Source organism: Thalassobacter sp., assembly GCF_982993085.1.
Genome location: NZ_CEZFMW010000029.1, coordinates 13,910 through 31,663, shown reverse-complemented (window position 1 = coordinate 31,663; position 17,754 = coordinate 13,910). Strand labels below are relative to the sequence as shown.

Here is a 17,754-nt window from a genome sequence, read left to right as displayed (position 1 = left end):
GATGGAACGTTTTCACTACTGGTTCATGGGACTGGTAACTGTATTTTATGGAGTTACCGTCCTCTTCAACTACGTGGCCGTTCAATATCATCTAGCGGCTTATTATGAGGCATTCACACCCGAGCAACAGGAATGGTTTTCAACAATACCTGCTTGGTTTGACGCAGTGTGGGGCACGCAGGTTGTTCTTGCTCTGTTTGGGGGGGCGGCGTTGGTTCTTCTGAACCGCGCGGCGGTTTGGCTGTTTGGGCTTTCGTTCGTGCTGAATTCTGTGATGACCCTTTACCTATTGGTCCTGTCTGACCCTTCGATGGTCTCTGTTACTGGCTGGGTTGGTTGCGCACTGATGACGGGCAGTTTGACGCTGACACTGTTGTTTTGGCTCTACGCCCGCGGTGAAAAGCAATCCGCCAAGGGGCTGCTATGAGCACGGATCGACCAAAGGTCGGCGCGATTGCAGTTGTTTTACGCGACGACGCGGCCCTGATGGTGCAGCGCGGCAAAGAACCGAACGCCGGGCTTTGGGGCTTTCCCGGCGGGCACGTCGAATGGGGTGAAACCGCGCTTGAGGCTGCGGTACGCGAGTTGGATGAGGAAACAGGGGTCACTGCGACGGCCGCAGGCTATCTGACTTGCTTAGATGTCGTTGGCCGTGACCGGCAAGACCGCATTACCCATCATTACCTGCTGGCGGCTGTACTTTGTCACTATGTGTCGGGCAGCCCCGTCGCTGCGGATGATGCTGCGGACGCCGAATGGATTCCTCTGTCAGAAATCGCAGCCGCCAGTCGCCCCTTTAGCCAAAACGTGGACCGCGTGATTGCAGCGGCGCTTGCGCATCAGCGAACAGCAGCCCCCGCTTAGCGCCCCTTCCCAAAGGACACCTGCCAAAATGCAAACTTTCGAATACAAAATCGTCCCCGCCCCGCGTCGGGGTAAATCTGGCAAGGGTATTCACGGCAATGAGGCGAAGTTTGCCAATGCCCTTGGCACCTTGATGAACGAGCTAGGCTCCGAGGGGTGGGAGTATATCCGCACCGACACCCTCCCGGCGGAGGAACGGCGCGGATTTCTGTTTCGCAGCACGGTTCAGCACACGATGCTGATCTTTCGCCGCCCCAAGCAGGCCGCAGCCTCCGTCACTCATCCGCTGTTGGCACGCCCCAAGCGTGACCATGCGCCCCAAGACGTGCCTGAATTCAGGCAAATCGACGAAACGGGCGATTCTACGCGCTGATATCCAGCGACAAAGCGTGAATTTGCACCATCAGGTCTTTGCCGATGGCGGCATGCACGGCCCGGTGGCGGGCAATCCGTGACAAACCTTCAAAGGCTGCGGATTGGATGCGCACGGCGTAGTGCGTCTCTCCGGTGCCATCGTCACCGGCGTGCCCAGCATGCATATGGCTCTCATTCACGACGTCCAAAACCTGCGGTGTAAACGCCGCGCGCAGGGCGGCTTCAATTTTATCGGCCTTAGTCACGAAAAATCCCCTCGCTGCCTCTTCACTCCCCCGCCAGATAGTCTAAAGTCTAGGGCCTTGCAACGAAGGGGACACACCCGTGAGCAGCAGCGATCCATTCAACTTCGACATGCGTGTTTCGACCGCAAAGAAAAAGACCAACCGCACACGGCGCGGCATGTCCGGGGCGTTTGAGACGTCTAAACGTGTCTGTGAACACAAAGGCTGTGAGGAAGCGGGCCAATACCGCGCCCCCAAAAGCCCGGACATCCTGGACGATTTCTATTGGTTCTGCCGTGAGCACGTGCGGGAATATAACCTCAAGTGGAACTTCTTCGACGGGACAACCGAAGAAGAAATCAACGCACAACTTGACCGTGACAAAGTAGGCGAGCGCCCCACCAAGCCATTCAAGCAATCGGCTGAAGAACGTGCATGGGCCCGTTTGGGTGTGGATGATGCGCATCAGGTGCTGGGTGCCAATGCCACCCGCAACCCCGGCAAAGGCGGTGGCGGTGGTCGCAGATTGCCGCCCACTGAGCGAAAAGCGCTCGATATCCTTGAAGCCAAGGATCATTGGGAAAAGGCCGAGATCAGAAAGGCTTATAAGAAGCTGATCAAGGTTCTGCACCCCGACATGAACGGCGGCGACCGCAGCCAAGAGGAACAGCTCGGTGAGGTTGTTTGGGCTTGGGACCAAATCAAGGACAGTCGCAGCTTTAAATAGGCTGCGACATCTTGGCGGTTGCTCCACAGGAGCGTCTGCCTCACCAAGACTGCTATGAAGCACGCGCTCCGTATTTTGATGGTTTTGACGATCACGTTGGGTATTCTTGCCCCGCGTGCATCTGCTATCGCCATGGAGCTGATGCCGAGCCAATTCCAAACCATTGTGATCTGCTCCGGCTTTGAGATGCAGACCATCGTTATTGACGCTGAGGGCCAGCCCGTCGAAGTCGCGGATACCGAGGCGCACAAATGTGTGTTTAAGGACGCGGTTGTCGCAATCGCCGTACCCGAAACACCCGTTTGGCAAACGCTCGCGCGTGCAGGCCTTCGCGATGCGGCGCGCGCCGACCTCGTGTCTGCCCCGCTGGCTGCCGTTCTACCGCCCCCCTCCCAAGGTCCCCCGCTGCCAGTCTGATCCTTTTTGTTCAGACTGAAATTACAGCGAAAGACCGTACTAGATGTCCGATATCACCGAGGCGGCCGCAATCCGCCCGACCGTTGCTCGTGGCGGGGCGTTCTACCGCCTAGTCTGGAAATGGCATTTCCTCGCCTCTCTCTATGTGTTGCCATTCATGGCAATGCTCTCGATCACGGGGGGCCTGTACCTTTATAAGCCGCAGATCGAAAACTGGCTCTATGCAGAGCGGTTGTATGTCGAGGCGCAGGAATCTGCCCTGCCTATCGCCGTTCAGATCGCACAACTAGACACCTTTGTCGGGATTTCCCGGATGCGCGCTGTTGTCCCGTCCGCCTCGCCCGGACAAATCACCCACATCGAGTTCAACACCCCCCAGGGCGACAGAAGTTACGCGTGGATCAATCCCTACACCGCAGAGATCATCGCAGTGCAAACACGCGACACGATGCTGATGCACCAAGTGAAGAAGTTCCACGGAGAGCTACTGCTTGGTGACATAGGCATCAAATTTGTGGAACTGGCCGCACATTGGGCGGTCATCATGTTGGTAACTGGGGCTGTTTTGTGGTTGCCGCGCGGAACACAGCGGCTCCGAGATCGTGCGGCCTTGCCCAGCCTGCCAAAAAACCAAGCCACAAAGCGCGGGTTTTGGAAGCAAATGCATCTTTTTACCGCAATGCTAGCAGTGGTTCTGGTTCTGCCGATATCGTGGCCGGTGGCCACGTTGATCCTGACATTGATGATCCTGTTGCCGCTTGTCGGTGCCAGCCTGATCGTGGCCCTCGCGCTCGACTGGATTGTGTTTCGCAAGCTTGGATGGTTTCGGGGGGCGTCCGCCCCGCAAGCCGCCGAGTGAGCGAAAGGATCGCGCAAGCATCGCTATACCGCTATATTGCGTGATCCTTCTCCGGGGAGGGGTGGTCGTGGCAGACGCCCCTCCCCCTTTTTATTGGAGCCTTCGGCGGACCATTGTCGCCCGACCCAGCCGGCTGCGGGCTGGTCTTAGTCAAGACAGGCGCGATAGTGCCAGCACACCCCTTCCCCTCGCCGTTTCATGCGTTATGTTGCGTCAAACGTGGTGGGCCAAGAGCCTCCAACAAAGTAAGGATTACACGATGGCGGATGGTGGCATGGGGCAAATTGCAAAACCGACCGAAGATATCTCGGTCCGGGAAGTGTTCGGAATTGATTCAGACATGAAGGTAAAGGGGTTTGCAGAAGCCTCTGATCGCGTGCCCGAGATTGATCCGACATACAAGTTCGACCCAGACACCACCCTCGCGATCCTTGCGGGCTTTGGCTACAATCGCCGTGTCATGATCCAAGGCTACCACGGCACTGGTAAATCCACCCACATTGAACAAGTCGCGGCCCGCCTGAATTGGCCCGCCGTGCGTGTGAACCTTGATAGCCATATCAGCCGTATCGATCTGATCGGTAAAGACGCGATCAAGCTAAAGGATGGTGTGCAGGTTACCGAATTCCACGAAGGCATCCTGCCTTGGGCACTGCGCAACCCTGTTGCTATTGTATTCGACGAATACGATGCGGGCCGCGCGGATGTGATGTTCGTGATCCAGCGTGTGCTGGAAGCCGACGGCAAACTGACGCTAATGGACCAAAACGAAATCATCACACCGCACCCATCGTTCCGCTTGTTTGCGACGGCAAACACGGTCGGTCTGGGTGACACAACTGGCCTTTATCACGGCACCCAACAAATCAACCAAGCCCAGATGGACCGCTGGTCGCTGGTGGCAACGTTGAACTACCTCAGCCACGATGCAGAAGCCGCGATCGTTCTGTCCAAATCGCCCCATTACAACACTGAAAAAGGCCGCCAGATCGTCAGCCAGATGGTGACCGTTGCAGACCTAACGCGGACTGCCTTTATGAATGGTGATTTGTCGACCGTAATGTCGCCACGCTCAGTACTCGCATGGGCCGAAAACGCGCGCATCTTTGGCGACGTGGGCTATGCGTTCCGCCTGTCGTTCCTCAACAAATGTGATGAGCTGGAGCGTCAAACCGTGGCCGAATTCTACCAGCGTTGCTTTGACGAAGAACTGCCCGAAAGTGCTGCAAGCATGAGCCTCGGCTAAGGGACGCGTGGCGGGTTTTCCCGTTAAAATCTGGGCGGGCGGGTTTGCGTAGCAACGCCCTCCGCCGCCGGAGGATAGTATGAAGAAGCCCAACGATAACCCGGCTGATCCGTTCAAAAAGGCGCTTGCGGAGGCGACCAAGGTTCTGGCCGACGATCCTGAGTTGGGCGTTAGCTATTCCGTAGACCCGCCCGGTGCCACCAACGACAGTGTGCGGTTGCCGCAGGTGACGCGCCGCATGACCCGCGAAGAGGTTTTACTGGCACGCGGCACTGCCGATGCTTTTGCGCTGCGGCACAAGTACCACGACGCAAGCACCTACAGCCGCTATCTGCCCAGCGGGAACATGGCGCGTGAGATTTACGATGCGATGGAAACCGCCCGGTGCGAAGCAGTTGGTGCACGCGCCATGCCCGGCACTGCGGGTAACATCGACGCCAAAATCGGCTCGGATGCGTCGCGCCGTGGCTATGGTGAGATCACAGAAGCCGCGCAGGCACCTTTGGCTACCGCCGCGGGCTATCTGATCCGGCATTTGGCCACGGGCCGTGACCTGCCACCCGCTGCCGCCAATGTCATGAACCTATGGCGCGATTTCATCGAAGGCCAATGCGAAGGCACCTTGGACGGCATTGACGGCGCCTTGGCTGACCAAACGACATTCGCCAAGCTTGCCCGTCAGTTGATTGACGATATGGGCTACGGCGATCAGTTGGGCGACGATCCTGACCAAGAAGACGAAGATCAGGACGAAGAAGGCCAGTCCGATGAGGATGAGCAGCCCGACAGCACCGGCGAAGACGACCAGTCCGAGCAGGACGACGAGGCCTCGCCCGAGCAGAGCCAAGAACAGCAGTCCGATCCCGCGCAGGCCTCTGTCACGATGGACGACATGGCTGAGGCTGAGAATGCCGAAGAAGCCGAGATGCCCGAAAGCCAAGACAACATGGAGCCGCCCCCGCCGGCCCCCATCTCTGAGGCTGATCCCGGCTACATCGTATACCGCACTGAACACGATGAAGAAATTCGTGCCGAAGACCTTGCGGAACCCGCTGAGTTGGAGCGTTTGCGTGCCTACCTAGATCAGCAGCTAGAGCCGCTGAAGGGCGCCGTGTCGCGTCTGGCCAACAAGTTGCAACGTCGCCTTCAGGCGCAGCAGAACCGGTCTTGGGAGTTTGATCTTGAGGAAGGCATTCTTGATGCCGGCCGCCTTGCACGGGTGGTTGCCAATCCGACCACACCGCTCAGCTTCAAGATGGAGCGTGACACAGAATTTCGCGACACATGCGTGACGCTCTTGCTGGATAACTCCGGCTCGATGCGGGGCCGGCCTATTTCGATCGCCGCGATCTGTGCCGATGTTCTGGCCCGCACGCTGGAACGGTGCGGCGTGAAGGTCGAAATCCTCGGCTTTACGACCCGCGCATGGAAGGGCGGTCTGAGCCGTGAAGAATGGCTCAAAGAGGGGCGCCCCCAACAGCCCGGACGCCTAAACGACCTGCGCCACATCATCTACAAATCAGCCGACGCACCATGGCGCCGGACCCGGCCCAATCTTGGGCTTATGATGAAAGAAGGCCTTCTGAAGGAAAACATTGACGGTGAAGCGCTCGAATGGGCGCAGCGCCGGATGCTCGCCCGCCCAGAGGCGCGTAAAGTCATGATGGTTATCTCTGATGGCGCGCCCGTTGACGACAGCACGCTGTCTGTGAACCCGGCCAACTACCTCGAAAAACACCTGCGCGACGTGATCGCCATGGTTGAAAAGCGCAAGCAGATCGAACTGATCGCCATTGGGATCGGCCACGACGTGACCCGCTATTACGAGCGCGCCGTGACCATCACCGACGTTGAGCAATTGGCCGGTGCGATGACCGAACAGCTTGCATCTCTCTTTGATACGGACCCGCGCGCAAGGGCGCGGTTCGCCGGAATGAAAAAGGTTTCCTAGTGTTTCAAGACTTCTCCGTGAGCGCGCGCCCCGAAAACGGCCCCCCCCGATTGGCGGCCCTGCGCCGCATCATGGAGACAGAGGATGTCGATGGTTTCCTCATCCCGCGCGCGGACGTCCACCAAGGCGAATATGTTGCCCCCTGCGATGACCGTTTGGCGTGGCTGACGGGATTTACCGGATCTGCCGGTTTCTGCGCGGCGCTGCGCGATCAGGCGGGCGTATTTGTGGATGGCCGCTACCGTGTACAGGTCAAGCATCAGGTTGATCTAGGCAGCTTCACCCCTGTGCATTGGCCAGAAACCAGCCTGACGGAGTGGCTTGAGGCGCGCCTGACCAAAGGCCAGACGCTGGCGATTGATCCTTGGTTGCATACGGTCAAAGAGGGCCTCGCACTCGCCAGCGCCCTTGGCGACAAGGGCATCGATCTGCGCGAAACAGACAACCTATTGGACCGCATTTGGGAGGATCGCCCCGCTGCCCCAACCGAACCTGTGATGTTGTATCCAGACGCACTTGCCGGGCGGAGCGCCGAGGACAAGCGAAGCAGCCTCGCGGCAGAATTGCGCAAAGCGGGCCACTCAGCCGCGGTGTTAACCCTCCCGGACAGCCTAAATTGGCTGTTGAATATTCGTGGTGCGGACATCCCCCGCAACCCGATTGCGCAGTGTCTGGGCATTTTGCATGACGATGGCTCGGTAACGCTGTTCATCGATGCCAAAAAGCTGGAGGCCATCGCACCGCTAGAGAGCGTCACACTCGCCGAGCCCGACGGTTTTGCCAGCGCCCTTTCCGAGTTGACCGGCCAGGTTGCCGTGGATTACGGAACAGCTCCCCTTGCAGTTTACCGCGCGCTGACGGCGGCAGGTGCGACACCCGTCGATACTCGTGACCCCTGCGCCCTGCCCAAAGCCGCCAAGACTGATGCCGAAATAACGGCTACCCGCACCGCCCACCTGCGCGATGCAAGTGCAGTGGTGAAATTTCTAGCATGGCTCGACAGTGCCCCCAAAGACAGCCTGTCAGAGATCGACGTCGTCACCGCCCTCGAAGGGTTCCGCCGCGAAACAAATGCACTGCGCGATATCAGTTTTGAGACGATCTGCGGCAGCGGCCCCAACGGCGCGATCATGCATTACCGTGTCACCAAGGAAACCAATCGCCCTCTCGCGGACGATACCCTGCTGTTGGTAGACAGCGGCGGCCAGTATCTGGACGGCACCACCGATATCACCCGGACGATGGCCTTGCGCGAACCCGGAACGGAGGAACGCACGGCCTATACCCAAGTGCTTCAGGGACTTATCGCGATATCTCGTGCGCGGTTCCCAAAGGGCGTCGCCGGGGCGCATCTGGACGCTTTGGCTCGGGCGCCGCTCTGGGCGGCGGGGCGCGATTTTGACCATGGAACAGGACATGGCGTTGGGGTGTATCTCAGCGTGCATGAGGGGCCACAACGCTTGAGCCGCGTGTCTGACCTGCCGCTCCAACCCGGGATGATCCTTAGCAATGAGCCGGGATACTACCTAGAGGGACGCTTTGGCATCCGGCTGGAAAACCTGATCGTGGTGCAGCCCGCGCCTGACCTGCCCGGCGGCGACGCTGAGCGCACGCAATACGCGTTTGAAACGCTGACCTTCGTGCCGTTTGATCGGCGCCTGATTGACGTCACGATTTTGTCACCGGCAGAGCGGAACTGGATTGATGCTTATCATGGTGAGGTCCTTGCAAAAGTTGGGGCACAGCTAGACACAGCACCTTTGGAATGGCTCAAGGCGGCCTGTGCCCCCCTATAAGCCCAAGGCACTTAGCGCCGTTAGCCACCCGCCTTGTGCATAAGACGCGGTCACACCTATGTCACAAACGCATGGCAGTGGCTTTCTGCGCAGTTTGTGTTACATGAAGCCCTCACACTCTGGGGAGAGAGACATGCTAAAAGAGATTTCCGTTCACAAGGCCACCGGTACTTGGGTCGTTCGGACCGACAACTCCGTCCTTGGTGAAACCCGCCATGCGCTGGAGTTGACCGAAGGCAACATGCCGTCCGTCATCTATTTTCCCCGTGACGACATCGGCATGGCCTTTCTTGAGCCTTCCGACAAAACCACCACCTGCCCTCAAAAAGGTGTGGCGAGCTATTTTCACCTAGTCGGTCGCAGCGGACAAGTTGACAACGTGGCTTGGTCCTATGAGACCCCCATCGACGCGGTTTCCGCGATCGCAGGGCATATTGCCTTTGCGACCGGGATCATCCACGTCGAAAAGCTCTAGAGCCGTTCGGCCGCCAGGCGGGTGCCCTCAGACAGGGCGCTCAGCTTGGCATAGGCGATGTCTGGATCAACAGTGCCGAACCCGGCGAATGTTCCAAACCCACAATCTGAGCCAGCGATAACCCGATCAGCCCCCACAATATGTGCGAATTTCGTAACGCGTTCTGCGACCAGTTCTGGGTGTTCAACGAAGTTTGTGGTGCTGTCGATCACGCCTGGCACAAGGATCTTGTCCTCAGGGATCTCAGCGGCGCGGTCGCGAAACACGGTCCATTCATGCGCGTGACGCGGATTTGACGTCTCAAACAGCAATTGGCTTGCATTGACCGACATTAGCGTCGGGAACACCTTGGCCATATCGATATCACAAACATGGGGGCCTTCGTAATTGCCCCAACAGATGTGAACACGCACCCGCGATGGATCAATCCCGCTGAGCGCGTGGTTCAGGGCTTCTACGTGGCTTGCGGCGATCTTGAGGAACTCTGCATCGGACAAGTCCGCAAACAGCATATGACGGCTGAGTGCGAGGTCGGGACAATCGAGCTGTAGGTACAGGCCCGCATCGACGATGGTACGATATTCCTCAGCCATAGCGTCGGCCAGTGCCGCCAGATAGGCCTCTCGCGTGGGGTAGTGATCGTTTTGCAGAAACAAGGAGATCACACCAGGTGAGGCCGCGTTCATGAAGCCCTCTTTTGCGCCATGTTCTGCCATACCGGCCTTGAGGTTGGCGATATCGGTCTGCAACTCACCCTGCCCTTTGGACGCAACAGGGCCAGTGCACATAGGACGTGCATATTGCGGGGTCCCGCCATCATCCGCGAGCCGCTTTAGAAAACCCGGAAACGCCTTGAGATCGGCTGGCGCATTGCGGGGGCTATCGCCAGAGAAGCCCGTGTAGCGGTCTTTGACGTAAGTCGCGTAGCTGATCTTCGACGTCTCACCATCGCTGACGATATCCACGCCTGACGCGACCTGACGCCCAACAGTCGCCGCACTGGCCGCTGTCATGGTGGCGTCAAACGTGGCCGGATCATAATCCGCACCGTTTTCGCGGGCGAAAATCAAATCCACCACGTCTTGAGTGCGCGGCAGGCTGCCCACATGGGTTGTTCTGATCATCTTGGTCTCCCCCTCGCGGCAAGCTTTCGCATGTGCCGCGTTCAAAAAGTCATCGGTGGCTGGATTAGCCCGTTTGTAGCAGAATCTGTTTCCACACGGCTGTTTCATCGAACAGCGTGAATTCGCGACGCAGTTTGGGTGCTGCAACGCCGAAACTGCCAAATTCCGCATGGCTGATGCCCAACACGTACACCTGCGCCCCAGTGGGTGCACCAAATGCGCCCCAGCCGGAATGTGTGCCCGACAGCGACCACCGGATCGCGGCACGTGGCGGCATTGTCGGATCATCGCGGCCGATGACGTGTTCGCAGGTGAATTTCGCATCTGGGAACGCCGCACGCAGTGACATCCAGAACCGATCGGCATCGCCCCAACCATGGCCCGTGTGCGCACCCGGATATTCCAGCTGGCACGCACGATCATAGCTGTCTGGGATCGCGGCCATATCCGCCCTCATGATCCGCTGCAAAATCTCGGCGTAATGCGCGCCCCATTGGTCATCGTTGCCAGCGCCCTTGTAGGGACCGGGCTGATCCGTTTCGGGGCTAAGCGGGCGGACGCAAGCCTCTGGCCCGCCTTCGCGTGTGATCTGATCTGCGGCAAACGCTTTGGGGTCCCAGCCCATCTGCCGCACAATCGCACCTTGGTCGCGGATCAGCCATTCATCGTCGATCATGTTGTTGCGCGCATGGCAATCGGCCAGAATGCGGTAGCGCAGTTGCTTGCCCGTCGCCTCACCATAGGCGCCGCTACCTGCGTGGGTCGCGGTGGAAATAATCCGGTGCGAGCTGAGCATCCCCGTTTCCGGCGTGCCCGACCAAATAACATCTTCGCCCAACAACTGGCGGTCAGGAAACTCTGCCAATGTGGCCATGGTCGCGCCAATGACATTTTGATTTCCGATCACCACACTCGCCGGTGAGCGTACGACGATCTCGGGATGGTAATAGTCGTGCAGGGTCGCGATGCCCCGATCTTCCCAGATCTCTTTGGTGATCCCGATGATATAGTCCGGGAAATCTTGGAACTTTTCGTCAAAACCCTTCATGGGGCCTCCTTTGGCAGACGCGCCGAGCCCCGCACCAGCAGAGGGCCGTCAATTTCGATGCGACGCACGGGCGCGTCAGGTGTGCTTATTCGGGTCAGTATTTCTTGGACGGTTGCTTCAACCATTCGGCGTGCGGGTTGGCGCAGAGTGGTCAAGTCATAGCTGGGCCATGCCGCCATGGGCACATCATCATAGCCCACAACCGACACATCATTCGGCACGCTCAGCCCCATCGTAAACCGAAGGTGATCCATCACAGCCATGGCCATATGGTCATTACCAACAAAAATCGCATCGGGTGGCTCGGGCATTTCCATCAAGGTCTGCGCCGCATTCATCGCAGTGTCGCGATCAAACATACCGTCGATTTGCGCATGGAGTTCTAGACCTGCGTCGTTCAGCCCGGCGGCAAAGCCCTTGGCCCGTTCGCGCCCGGTACTAGAGCCTTCCCAACCGCTGATATGCGCACACCTCTGATGGCCGCCCGCCGCCAAGAACGCGGCAATCTTGGTGCCCCCCGCTCGGTTAGCTGATGAGATCGCGGAAAGCCCTTTTCCCATGACAGAGCGGTTGAAACACACCACCGGGATACCGGCACGCGCGCAACGTTCTGCCAGTTCACCACTTAGGTTGATCGAGGCTGTGATAATCCCGTCCACCTGATAATCCATCAGGCTTTCAATGACGTGATCCACGTCGCCTTGGGTATTGCCCGCCATGAACACCAACAGGTGATAGCCTTCTTGATCAAGGGCTTCACTTAGCTTTTGCAGCGCATCGGCATAGAACGGATTGTCCAGATAAGCCACGACAAGCCCGATGATCCGGCTTGAGCCTGTGATCAACGAACGCGCCAAAACGTTGGGCCGGTAGCCTAATTCTTCTGCCGCGTCGCGGACTTTTTGGGCCATTTTGGCCGAGACAGATGAGCCGGGTGTAAAGACGCGGCTCACCGCCGATTGGCTGACACCTGCCTTGGCAGCGACGTCCAAAGAGGTGATTTTACGGTTCATCCGGCGGTCCACCCGCCATCGACCAACAAGGATGTACCGGTCACCATAGCACTTGCGTCCGAGGCCAAAAAGACCACGGCCCCCATGATATCCTCAACCTCTGCCACACGGGGCAATTTGATCTTGCTCTCGATCCAAGCGCGCTTGTCTGGGTCCGCGAATGTGGCGACCGTCAACGGCGTGCGGATGAACGTGGGGCACAGCGTGTTGACGCGGATACGCTCCGGGCCCCACTCAATCGCCATAGCCTTGGTCATGCCTTCGACCGCGTGTTTGCTGGCGCAGTAAACGGCCCGGTCAATCCCGCCAACATGGCCCATTTGGCTGCTGATCTGAAGGATCGATCCCCCACGGCCCACCATTGCGCGTGCCGCTTCTTGGGCAAGAAAATAGGCGGCCCGAACATTCACTGCCATAACCGCATCGAAATCAGCTGGTGTGGTGTCCATCGCGGGCGAGTGACGCGCAAGGCCCGCTGAATTGCACAAGATGTCGAACGGGTCGGATTGCGCAAAAAAAGCGTGGACGGCGGCATCATCTGTCACGTCCAGCACGACGCCAGACCCACCCAAGGCCGACGCGGCCTCGGCCACCTGATCGGCACTGCGCGCCGCAATCGTGACCTCTGCCCCTGCGTCCGCAAGTGCTGCAGCACAGGCCAAGCCTATGCCCCGCGCACCGCCGGGTACAAACGCGCGTTTACCTTCAAGCCGAAAGGATGGAGTTTTGGGCAAAGGGGTCATGGGCGCTCCGGTCAGACTGCATAGGTATGCAACCGGAATGGGCCGCCAAGGTCAAGCCTGTCCGCTACCCAACGCTGCCATTCGCGCAAAAACATCGACTCCCAACTGCGCATAGACGTCCAGCAAATCCACCAAGACCCAGTTTTCGCGGATCAAGTCGCCTTCAACCCGCCAAAAATCCAGCGACCGCATCGTCAGCTTTTGCCCCGTCGCGGGCAGGCCCAGCCAGTTTGCACCGCTCAGCGTCATCTCCATCCCCGGCCACGCGGTAAAGCCCACATAGGCGCCCTCCGCGAAGAAATGTCCCTGATCCATCAATGCGCGCCGATCTGGCATCGCATCCAGAAACGGGATCTGGTGATGCCGCCTAAAGCCCCGGATTCCGCGCGCGGTGCCAATGCCAGCAGACCCGTACCACCCGCAGCGCGGATGCCAATAGCGCGGCAGTTCCATCGCAGCCTCACCCTCGCGCGAACGGCCAAGGCCAGTTAGCATGTCACCAACAACCCCCAGCGCATGGGAGCCATCTCCGGCGATGCGTAGGCCGTCTTGGGTCGCGGGCCCGGGCACCAGCCATTCCCGCCCAAGCGAAGGCGCAAGCGGCCAAACACCCGCCTGCATCATCAGTTCAGGGATATCCCAGATCGCCTGCATTTCGACCACGCGGTCGCCCTCAATCCGAAAAAACTCATGAAAGCGCATTGCGGCCATCCGGTGGGTCGCAGGAATACCAAGAAACGGGGCCGAAAACTGGCCCATGTAGTGACCGCCGTGGCCGACCCACATCTGACCTGCCGCGTCATGGCCTGCCATCTCAATCCATATGCGCCGTTCTGCGTCCGGCATTGCATGGTAAAGCGGTGCAAGAGCCTGATCCGCCCACGCCTCCGGCCCTTTGCCCGTGACCCAAGGCGCGCCAAGTTGGATCAGCGCATCGGCCGCAAACACCTCGTCCAGCGCGGATCGGGCCTGCGCCAAAGTGCAATCGGACAGAACGCTAAGCGGTTGAACAACGGCTTTGGGGTCCATAGGAGGCCTTCTCTTTCGCAGCAGTGACTAGGGTGCGATAAGTGTTTGCGCCCATTTCGTGATGGATGCAACGGCGTCATCGGTCATGCCAGGCGACAGGATATCACCCGCGATAACATGGCTGTAAGGGTCATCTTCGGGTCCGACCATAACCGGCTTTAGCTGGACCCGTCCGCCCCATTTCGCAGCGACCGCCCGGGTGGCCGTGGAGGAAACAACCTGATCAGCATCAGAAAACAGGAACATCGCGGGGAGGTCAGCCCCCGACACATCCAGCCGCGCCACATGGCGCACTATCGCCGCCATCGGCATCACTGCGATGGTAGGATATGTGCTTGTCCAATAGGCACCGTGAGCCTCGCTTCGGACCTCAAAGCTGCGATTACGCCCTGCAATGAGCGGCACCCAATACCGCGCGGCGGGCCAGCTAAGCAATTGCCCCGCAGGATTGGCCAGAGCGAAATTTGGTGACACGAACACATGGCCGATGATGCCCTCGGACATGTCTGGATCCACGGCCGTTGCGGCCGCTAGGGTGCCGCCAGTTGAGGTCGAAATCACGAGGACGCGCTGCCCGATCCTGCGACCGATCGCATAGGCCTCTGCCACGTCTTGCAACCATGCACCTGCTGTGGCCGTGGCCAACGCGGCACCGTCTTGGCCATGCCCCGTCAGCCGCATGAAATACACGTTCGCACCAAGCGCCTGTGCGACCCGGTCCGGAACGGGGCGAATTTCCTCAGAACTGGCCGAGAACCCGTGGATATACACCACCGCGACATCGGTCTGTACACCAGGTGCGCCGTGCCAATGAATACGTTTATGCGTACCGGGACGCAGGTTGGGCACACCGGCCTCTGACCGCGCCAGATGAGCATCAAGGTCATCGGGTAAGAGACTAGGATCAAACGCATTCGCGGCCTCAACCGGCTCATACGGGCCCAAAAACCACAAACCCGCACCGATGGCCAACAACACCGCACCAACCCGTGCTGTCCATGTCAAAAATTCGAGCATCGTGTTCTCCACCAACCTGAAAGGCGACCGGCCCAGAAAGAGGTATGCGTCAAGATGCCGAGACTTCCGCAACGCAGCGTTCGATCAAATGCAAACATTCTGGGTCTGAAAAACTGTGATCCTTGTCTTTGACCAGCAAAAGCTGCGCGTCGGGGCATCGCAGATGATCCAATAGACGCGTTGCCTCAGATGTCGGGACCGCATTGTCTTGGGTGCCCTGCACCATGCGGACGGGACAATTGAGGGAAAGGGGCGCTGTTAGAACGCGGTTTTCTGCCCCATCATCGAAAAGGCGTTTGGTAAAGATATAAGGTTCACCATAGTCGCTGGGCTGGGCCACCTGCCCCTCGCGCAACACTGTGGCGCGATCCGCCTCGGACAGCCCATCCCAATGACGCGTGGTGAAATCCGGCGCGGCTGCAATGGTAACCAGTCCCTTAAGCCGCTGAGGCATTTCCCGTGCGAGTAACAGCGAAATCCACCCGCCCATGGAGGACCCCACCAGCACGAGCGGACCCGTTGTCAGTTCGTCAAGTACGGCGCGCGCATCATCGCGCCAATCGCCGATGCAACCATCGGTAAAGGCGCCAGAGCTTTGCCCATGACCCGAGTAATCAAACCGCACAAACGCTCGGCCCTCCCGGCGCGCCACGACCTCTAGGTGGGTCGCCTTGGACCCCTCCATATCTGATTTGAAACCGCCCAAGAACACGACGGTCGGGCCTGTGCCCTCGCTTCGGTGATATGCGATGCGGCGGCCCTGAGGCGTATCTAAAAATTGCATGTGCGGCTCCCCTCTCGTTTTTTACGGTTATGGCGCAAAGAACGAAGGGTGTCAGGCCTAGATTAAACGCCGCCTAGCCGCTCACGTAGACGGATTGCTTAGGACGATAGAACGTCTTTTGGTTATGCAGTCGCCCCAAAAGATCGTGGATGTCCTTTAGCTGATCAGCCGCATCATCGGGCGTGCCCGCGCCAACCAGCTGCGCCTCGTTGAGCGCGCGCTTCTTGCGGCGCAGGGCGGCTTCAATCAATTCAAGGTCTTCTACACTCAGATCAAAAGTCCGGTTGGGGGTGGGCATGGCAAGGGCCTTTGTACGGTTACAAAACTTTCTTATCGGAAACATGGTGCGCAAAAGCGACTTTTCCAGCATTTTCTGCGACTTAAATAGCTTTCTCGGCATACATTTGCATACCTAGCTAAGGCGCGGGTTGACGCCCACGGCGGCACCCGTCACAAAGCGGCCGAACATATTACCCGCAACCGGGCGCTCCGTGGGCGCCAAAACGACGGAGGACACAAACGATGTCCCAGATCACCCTCACCTTTCCCGATGGCAATACACGTGACGTGGACGCTGGCACCACGCCGGCTGAAGTTGCCGCGGCGATTTCCAAATCTCTCAGCAAAAAAGCGATCAGCGCCCAAGTCGATGGCGCCCATTGGGATCTGGCTTGGCCGCTTGAGGCCGATTGCACTATTGCCATCAACACGATGCAGGATGCAGACCCCGCGCTAGAGCTGATCCGGCACGATCTGGCCCACATCATGGCCCGCGCTGTGCAAGAGTTGATGCCCGACACCAAGGTCACGATCGGCCCTGTGCGCGACAACGGTTGGTTCTACGATTTTGACCGCGCCGAGCCCTTCACCCCCGAAGATCTGGGCGCGATTGAAAAGCGAATGAAAGAGATCATCAACGCGCGTGAGCCCGTCCGCACCGAGCTTTGGAGCCGTGAAAAGGTTCGTCAATACTACATCGACAACGATGAGCCCTATAAGGTCGACATCCTAGATCGCATCCCCGAAGGCGAAGACATTCGCATGTACTGGCATGGCGAATGGATGGACCTGTGCCGCGGCCCGCACCTGCAACATACCGGCCAAGTGCCTGCCGATGCCTTTAAGCTGACCAATGTGTCGGCTGCGTATTTCTTGGGCGACAATACCCGTCCCATGCTGCAACGCATCTACGGCGTGGCGTTCCGCAACCGCGATGACCTCAAGCAATACATGACGTTTCTTGAGGAAGCCGAAAAACGGGATCACCGCCGCCTTGGGCGCGAGATGGACCTGTTCCACATGCAAGAAGAGGCCCCGGGCCAAGTATTCTGGCACCCCAACGGCTGGCGCATCTATACCGACCTGCAAGATTTCGTGCGCCGCAAACAGCGCGCGGGCGGATACGTTGAGGTCAACACACCCCAAGTCGTCGATCGCAAGCTTTGGATCGAGTCCGGCCACTGGGAAAAATACCAAGAAAACATGTTCATCGTTGAGGTGGACGAAGATCATGCCCGCGAAAAGGCTGTCAACGCTCTCAAGCCGATGAACTGTCCCTGTCACGTGCAGATTTTCAACCAAGGCCTAAAATCATACCGCGATCTGCCCCTGCGGATGGCGGAATTTGGGTCGTGTGCGCGATATGAACCATCGGGGGCGTTGCACGGGATCATGCGTGTGCGCGGGTTTACGCAGGATGATGGCCACATCTTCTGCCGTGAGGACCAGATCGAGAGCGAAACGCGCATCTACATCGACTTTTTGTCGGACATGTATCGCGACCTCGGCTTTACGGATTTCCGCGTAAAGTTCTCGACCCGGCCTGAGGTACGCTCTGGCTCTGATGAAGTATGGGACAAAGCCGAAGCTGCCCTGCTGGATGCCACCCGCGCAGCGGGCATTGAGCCCGAGATCAACCCTGGCGAAGGTGCCTTCTACGGCCCTAAGCTAGAGTTCGTTTTGACGGACGCCATTGGCCGCGATTGGCAATGCGGCACCCATCAGGTAGATTTCGTCCTGCCTGAGCGGCTGGACGCCAGCTACATCGGCCAAGACAGCCAAC

20 protein-coding genes are annotated in these 17,754 nt (G+C 58.8%); 11 read left to right on the top strand and 9 right to left on the bottom strand.

Annotated features, from left to right (window positions below; all coding sequences use genetic code 11):
* From AC4GMC_RS06695 to AC4GMC_RS06685, 3 genes are all read left to right on the top strand, one after another.
* Nucleotides 1-427: hypothetical protein (locus AC4GMC_RS06695; RefSeq protein WP_487879481.1), on the top strand; the 427-nt coding region annotated here is incomplete at its 5' end.
* A complete protein-coding gene (locus AC4GMC_RS06690) occupies nt 424-864 on the top strand; it encodes an NUDIX hydrolase (RefSeq protein WP_487879480.1) in 441 nt (146 codons plus the stop codon). The genes AC4GMC_RS06695 and AC4GMC_RS06690, both read left to right, overlap by 4 nt.
* A 28-nt stretch (nt 865-892) precedes the next feature.
* Nucleotides 893-1,237 carry a DUF4177 domain-containing protein gene (locus tag AC4GMC_RS06685; RefSeq protein ID WP_487879479.1) on the top strand — a complete coding sequence of 115 codons (345 nt, stop codon included), beginning with the start codon at nt 893-895 and terminating at the stop codon, nt 1,235-1,237.
* On the opposite strand, the gene AC4GMC_RS06680 is transcribed toward AC4GMC_RS06685, so the two are convergent.
* Nucleotides 1,227-1,484, bottom strand: a complete 258-nt coding sequence (locus AC4GMC_RS06680; RefSeq protein ID WP_487879478.1) for a BolA family protein — start codon at nt 1,482-1,484, stop codon at nt 1,227-1,229. The genes AC4GMC_RS06685 and AC4GMC_RS06680 overlap by 11 nt on opposite strands.
* Nucleotides 1,485-1,563: 79 nt before the next feature.
* On the opposite strand from AC4GMC_RS06680, the gene AC4GMC_RS06675 reads away from it, so the two are divergent.
* The 7 genes from AC4GMC_RS06675 to AC4GMC_RS06645 all read left to right on the top strand — a co-directional run bounded on the left by AC4GMC_RS06675 (nt 1,564) and on the right by AC4GMC_RS06645 (nt 8,934).
* On the top strand, nt 1,564-2,190 hold the full coding sequence (locus AC4GMC_RS06675; RefSeq protein WP_487878807.1) for a DnaJ domain-containing protein: 627 nt from the start codon (nt 1,564-1,566) through the stop codon (nt 2,188-2,190).
* 54 nt (nt 2,191-2,244) lie between these two features.
* Nucleotides 2,245-2,607 carry a hypothetical protein gene (locus tag AC4GMC_RS06670; protein ID WP_487878806.1) on the top strand — a complete coding sequence of 121 codons (363 nt, stop codon included), beginning with the start codon at nt 2,245-2,247 and terminating at the stop codon, nt 2,605-2,607.
* 43 nt (nt 2,608-2,650) lie between these two features.
* A complete protein-coding gene (locus tag AC4GMC_RS06665; RefSeq protein ID WP_487878805.1) occupies nt 2,651-3,466 on the top strand; it encodes a PepSY-associated TM helix domain-containing protein in 816 nt (271 codons plus the stop codon).
* 274 nt (nt 3,467-3,740) lie between these two features.
* Nucleotides 3,741-4,712 (top strand): cobaltochelatase subunit CobS, encoded by a 972-nt coding sequence (cobS, locus tag AC4GMC_RS06660; RefSeq protein ID WP_369793311.1) that lies wholly within the window; start codon nt 3,741-3,743, stop codon nt 4,710-4,712.
* A 79-nt stretch (nt 4,713-4,791) separates the two neighbouring features.
* Entirely contained in the window at nt 4,792-6,663 is a 1,872-nt protein-coding gene (gene cobT, locus AC4GMC_RS06655) for a cobaltochelatase subunit CobT (RefSeq protein ID WP_487878663.1), read from the top strand.
* The gene (locus AC4GMC_RS06650; protein WP_487879257.1) at nt 6,663-8,459 is read left to right on the top strand and encodes an aminopeptidase P family protein; all 1,797 of its coding nucleotides are present in this window, start codon (nt 6,663-6,665) and stop codon (nt 8,457-8,459) included. The genes cobT and AC4GMC_RS06650 overlap by 1 nt, the downstream gene beginning before the upstream one ends.
* 133 nt (nt 8,460-8,592) lie before the next feature.
* Nucleotides 8,593-8,934, top strand: coding sequence for a DUF427 domain-containing protein (locus tag AC4GMC_RS06645; RefSeq protein ID WP_487877490.1), 342 nt, complete (start codon nt 8,593-8,595; stop codon nt 8,932-8,934).
* Here the strand turns inward: AC4GMC_RS06645 and AC4GMC_RS06640 are convergent.
* From AC4GMC_RS06640 to AC4GMC_RS06605, 8 genes are all read right to left on the bottom strand, one after another.
* Entirely contained in the window at nt 8,931-10,058 is a 1,128-nt protein-coding gene (locus AC4GMC_RS06640; protein ID WP_487877491.1) for a cobalamin-independent methionine synthase II family protein, read from the bottom strand. The genes AC4GMC_RS06645 and AC4GMC_RS06640 overlap by 4 nt on opposite strands.
* A gap of 64 nt (nt 10,059-10,122) precedes the next feature.
* A complete protein-coding gene (locus tag AC4GMC_RS06635) occupies nt 10,123-11,106 on the bottom strand; it encodes a nuclear transport factor 2 family protein (protein ID WP_487877492.1) in 984 nt (327 codons plus the stop codon).
* Nucleotides 11,103-12,119 carry a LacI family DNA-binding transcriptional regulator gene (locus AC4GMC_RS06630; protein WP_487877493.1) on the bottom strand — a complete coding sequence of 339 codons (1,017 nt, stop codon included), beginning with the start codon at nt 12,117-12,119 and terminating at the stop codon, nt 11,103-11,105. The genes AC4GMC_RS06635 and AC4GMC_RS06630 overlap by 4 nt, the downstream gene beginning before the upstream one ends.
* Nucleotides 12,116-12,862, bottom strand: a complete 747-nt coding sequence (locus AC4GMC_RS06625) for an SDR family NAD(P)-dependent oxidoreductase (RefSeq protein ID WP_487877494.1) — start codon at nt 12,860-12,862, stop codon at nt 12,116-12,118. The genes AC4GMC_RS06630 and AC4GMC_RS06625 overlap by 4 nt, the downstream gene beginning before the upstream one ends.
* 51 nt (nt 12,863-12,913) lie before the next feature.
* Entirely contained in the window at nt 12,914-13,891 is a 978-nt protein-coding gene (locus AC4GMC_RS06620; RefSeq protein ID WP_487877495.1) for an ester cyclase, read from the bottom strand.
* A 27-nt stretch (nt 13,892-13,918) separates the two neighbouring features.
* A complete protein-coding gene (locus AC4GMC_RS06615; protein WP_487877496.1) occupies nt 13,919-14,908 on the bottom strand; it encodes an alpha/beta hydrolase in 990 nt (329 codons plus the stop codon).
* A gap of 49 nt (nt 14,909-14,957) precedes the next feature.
* The gene (locus tag AC4GMC_RS06610; protein WP_487877497.1) at nt 14,958-15,692 is read right to left on the bottom strand and encodes an alpha/beta fold hydrolase; all 735 of its coding nucleotides are present in this window, start codon (nt 15,690-15,692) and stop codon (nt 14,958-14,960) included.
* A gap of 73 nt (nt 15,693-15,765) precedes the next feature.
* Nucleotides 15,766-15,990, bottom strand: a complete 225-nt coding sequence (locus AC4GMC_RS06605; RefSeq protein WP_487877498.1) for a hypothetical protein — start codon at nt 15,988-15,990, stop codon at nt 15,766-15,768.
* 224 nt (nt 15,991-16,214) lie between these two features.
* Between AC4GMC_RS06605 and thrS the strand changes: the two genes are divergently transcribed.
* Nucleotides 16,215-17,754, top strand: a 1,540-nt coding sequence (gene thrS / locus AC4GMC_RS06600; RefSeq protein ID WP_490391444.1) for a threonine--tRNA ligase, incomplete at its 3' end; no start/stop codon positions are given.

Excerpts from the sequence above, each read along its gene's own strand:
- AC4GMC_RS06690 (WP_487879480.1), top strand. The coding sequence starts at position 424 with ATGAGCACGGATCGACCAAAGGTCGGCGCGATTGCAGTTGTTTTACGC.
- AC4GMC_RS06615 (WP_487877496.1), bottom strand. The coding sequence starts at position 14,908 with ATGCTCGAATTTTTGACATGGACAGCACGGGTTGGTGCGGTGTTGTTG.
- AC4GMC_RS06640 (WP_487877491.1), bottom strand. The coding sequence starts at position 10,058 with ATGATCAGAACAACCCATGTGGGCAGCCTGCCGCGCACTCAAGACGTG.
- AC4GMC_RS06645 (WP_487877490.1), top strand. The coding sequence starts at position 8,593 with ATGCTAAAAGAGATTTCCGTTCACAAGGCCACCGGTACTTGGGTCGTT.
- AC4GMC_RS06630 (WP_487877493.1), bottom strand. The coding sequence starts at position 12,119 with ATGAACCGTAAAATCACCTCTTTGGACGTCGCTGCCAAGGCAGGTGTC.
- AC4GMC_RS06610 (WP_487877497.1), bottom strand. The coding sequence starts at position 15,692 with ATGCAATTTTTAGATACGCCTCAGGGCCGCCGCATCGCATATCACCGA.
- AC4GMC_RS06635 (WP_487877492.1), bottom strand. The coding sequence starts at position 11,106 with ATGAAGGGTTTTGACGAAAAGTTCCAAGATTTCCCGGACTATATCATC.
- AC4GMC_RS06625 (WP_487877494.1), bottom strand. The coding sequence starts at position 12,862 with ATGACCCCTTTGCCCAAAACTCCATCCTTTCGGCTTGAAGGTAAACGC.
- AC4GMC_RS06605 (WP_487877498.1), bottom strand. The coding sequence starts at position 15,990 with ATGCCCACCCCCAACCGGACTTTTGATCTGAGTGTAGAAGACCTTGAA.
- AC4GMC_RS06670 (WP_487878806.1), top strand. The coding sequence starts at position 2,245 with ATGAAGCACGCGCTCCGTATTTTGATGGTTTTGACGATCACGTTGGGT.
- AC4GMC_RS06685 (WP_487879479.1), top strand. The coding sequence starts at position 893 with ATGCAAACTTTCGAATACAAAATCGTCCCCGCCCCGCGTCGGGGTAAA.
- AC4GMC_RS06665 (WP_487878805.1), top strand. The coding sequence starts at position 2,651 with ATGTCCGATATCACCGAGGCGGCCGCAATCCGCCCGACCGTTGCTCGT.
- cobT (WP_487878663.1), top strand. The coding sequence starts at position 4,792 with ATGAAGAAGCCCAACGATAACCCGGCTGATCCGTTCAAAAAGGCGCTT.
- AC4GMC_RS06620 (WP_487877495.1), bottom strand. The coding sequence starts at position 13,891 with ATGGACCCCAAAGCCGTTGTTCAACCGCTTAGCGTTCTGTCCGATTGC.
- cobS (WP_369793311.1), top strand. The coding sequence starts at position 3,741 with ATGGGGCAAATTGCAAAACCGACCGAAGATATCTCGGTCCGGGAAGTG.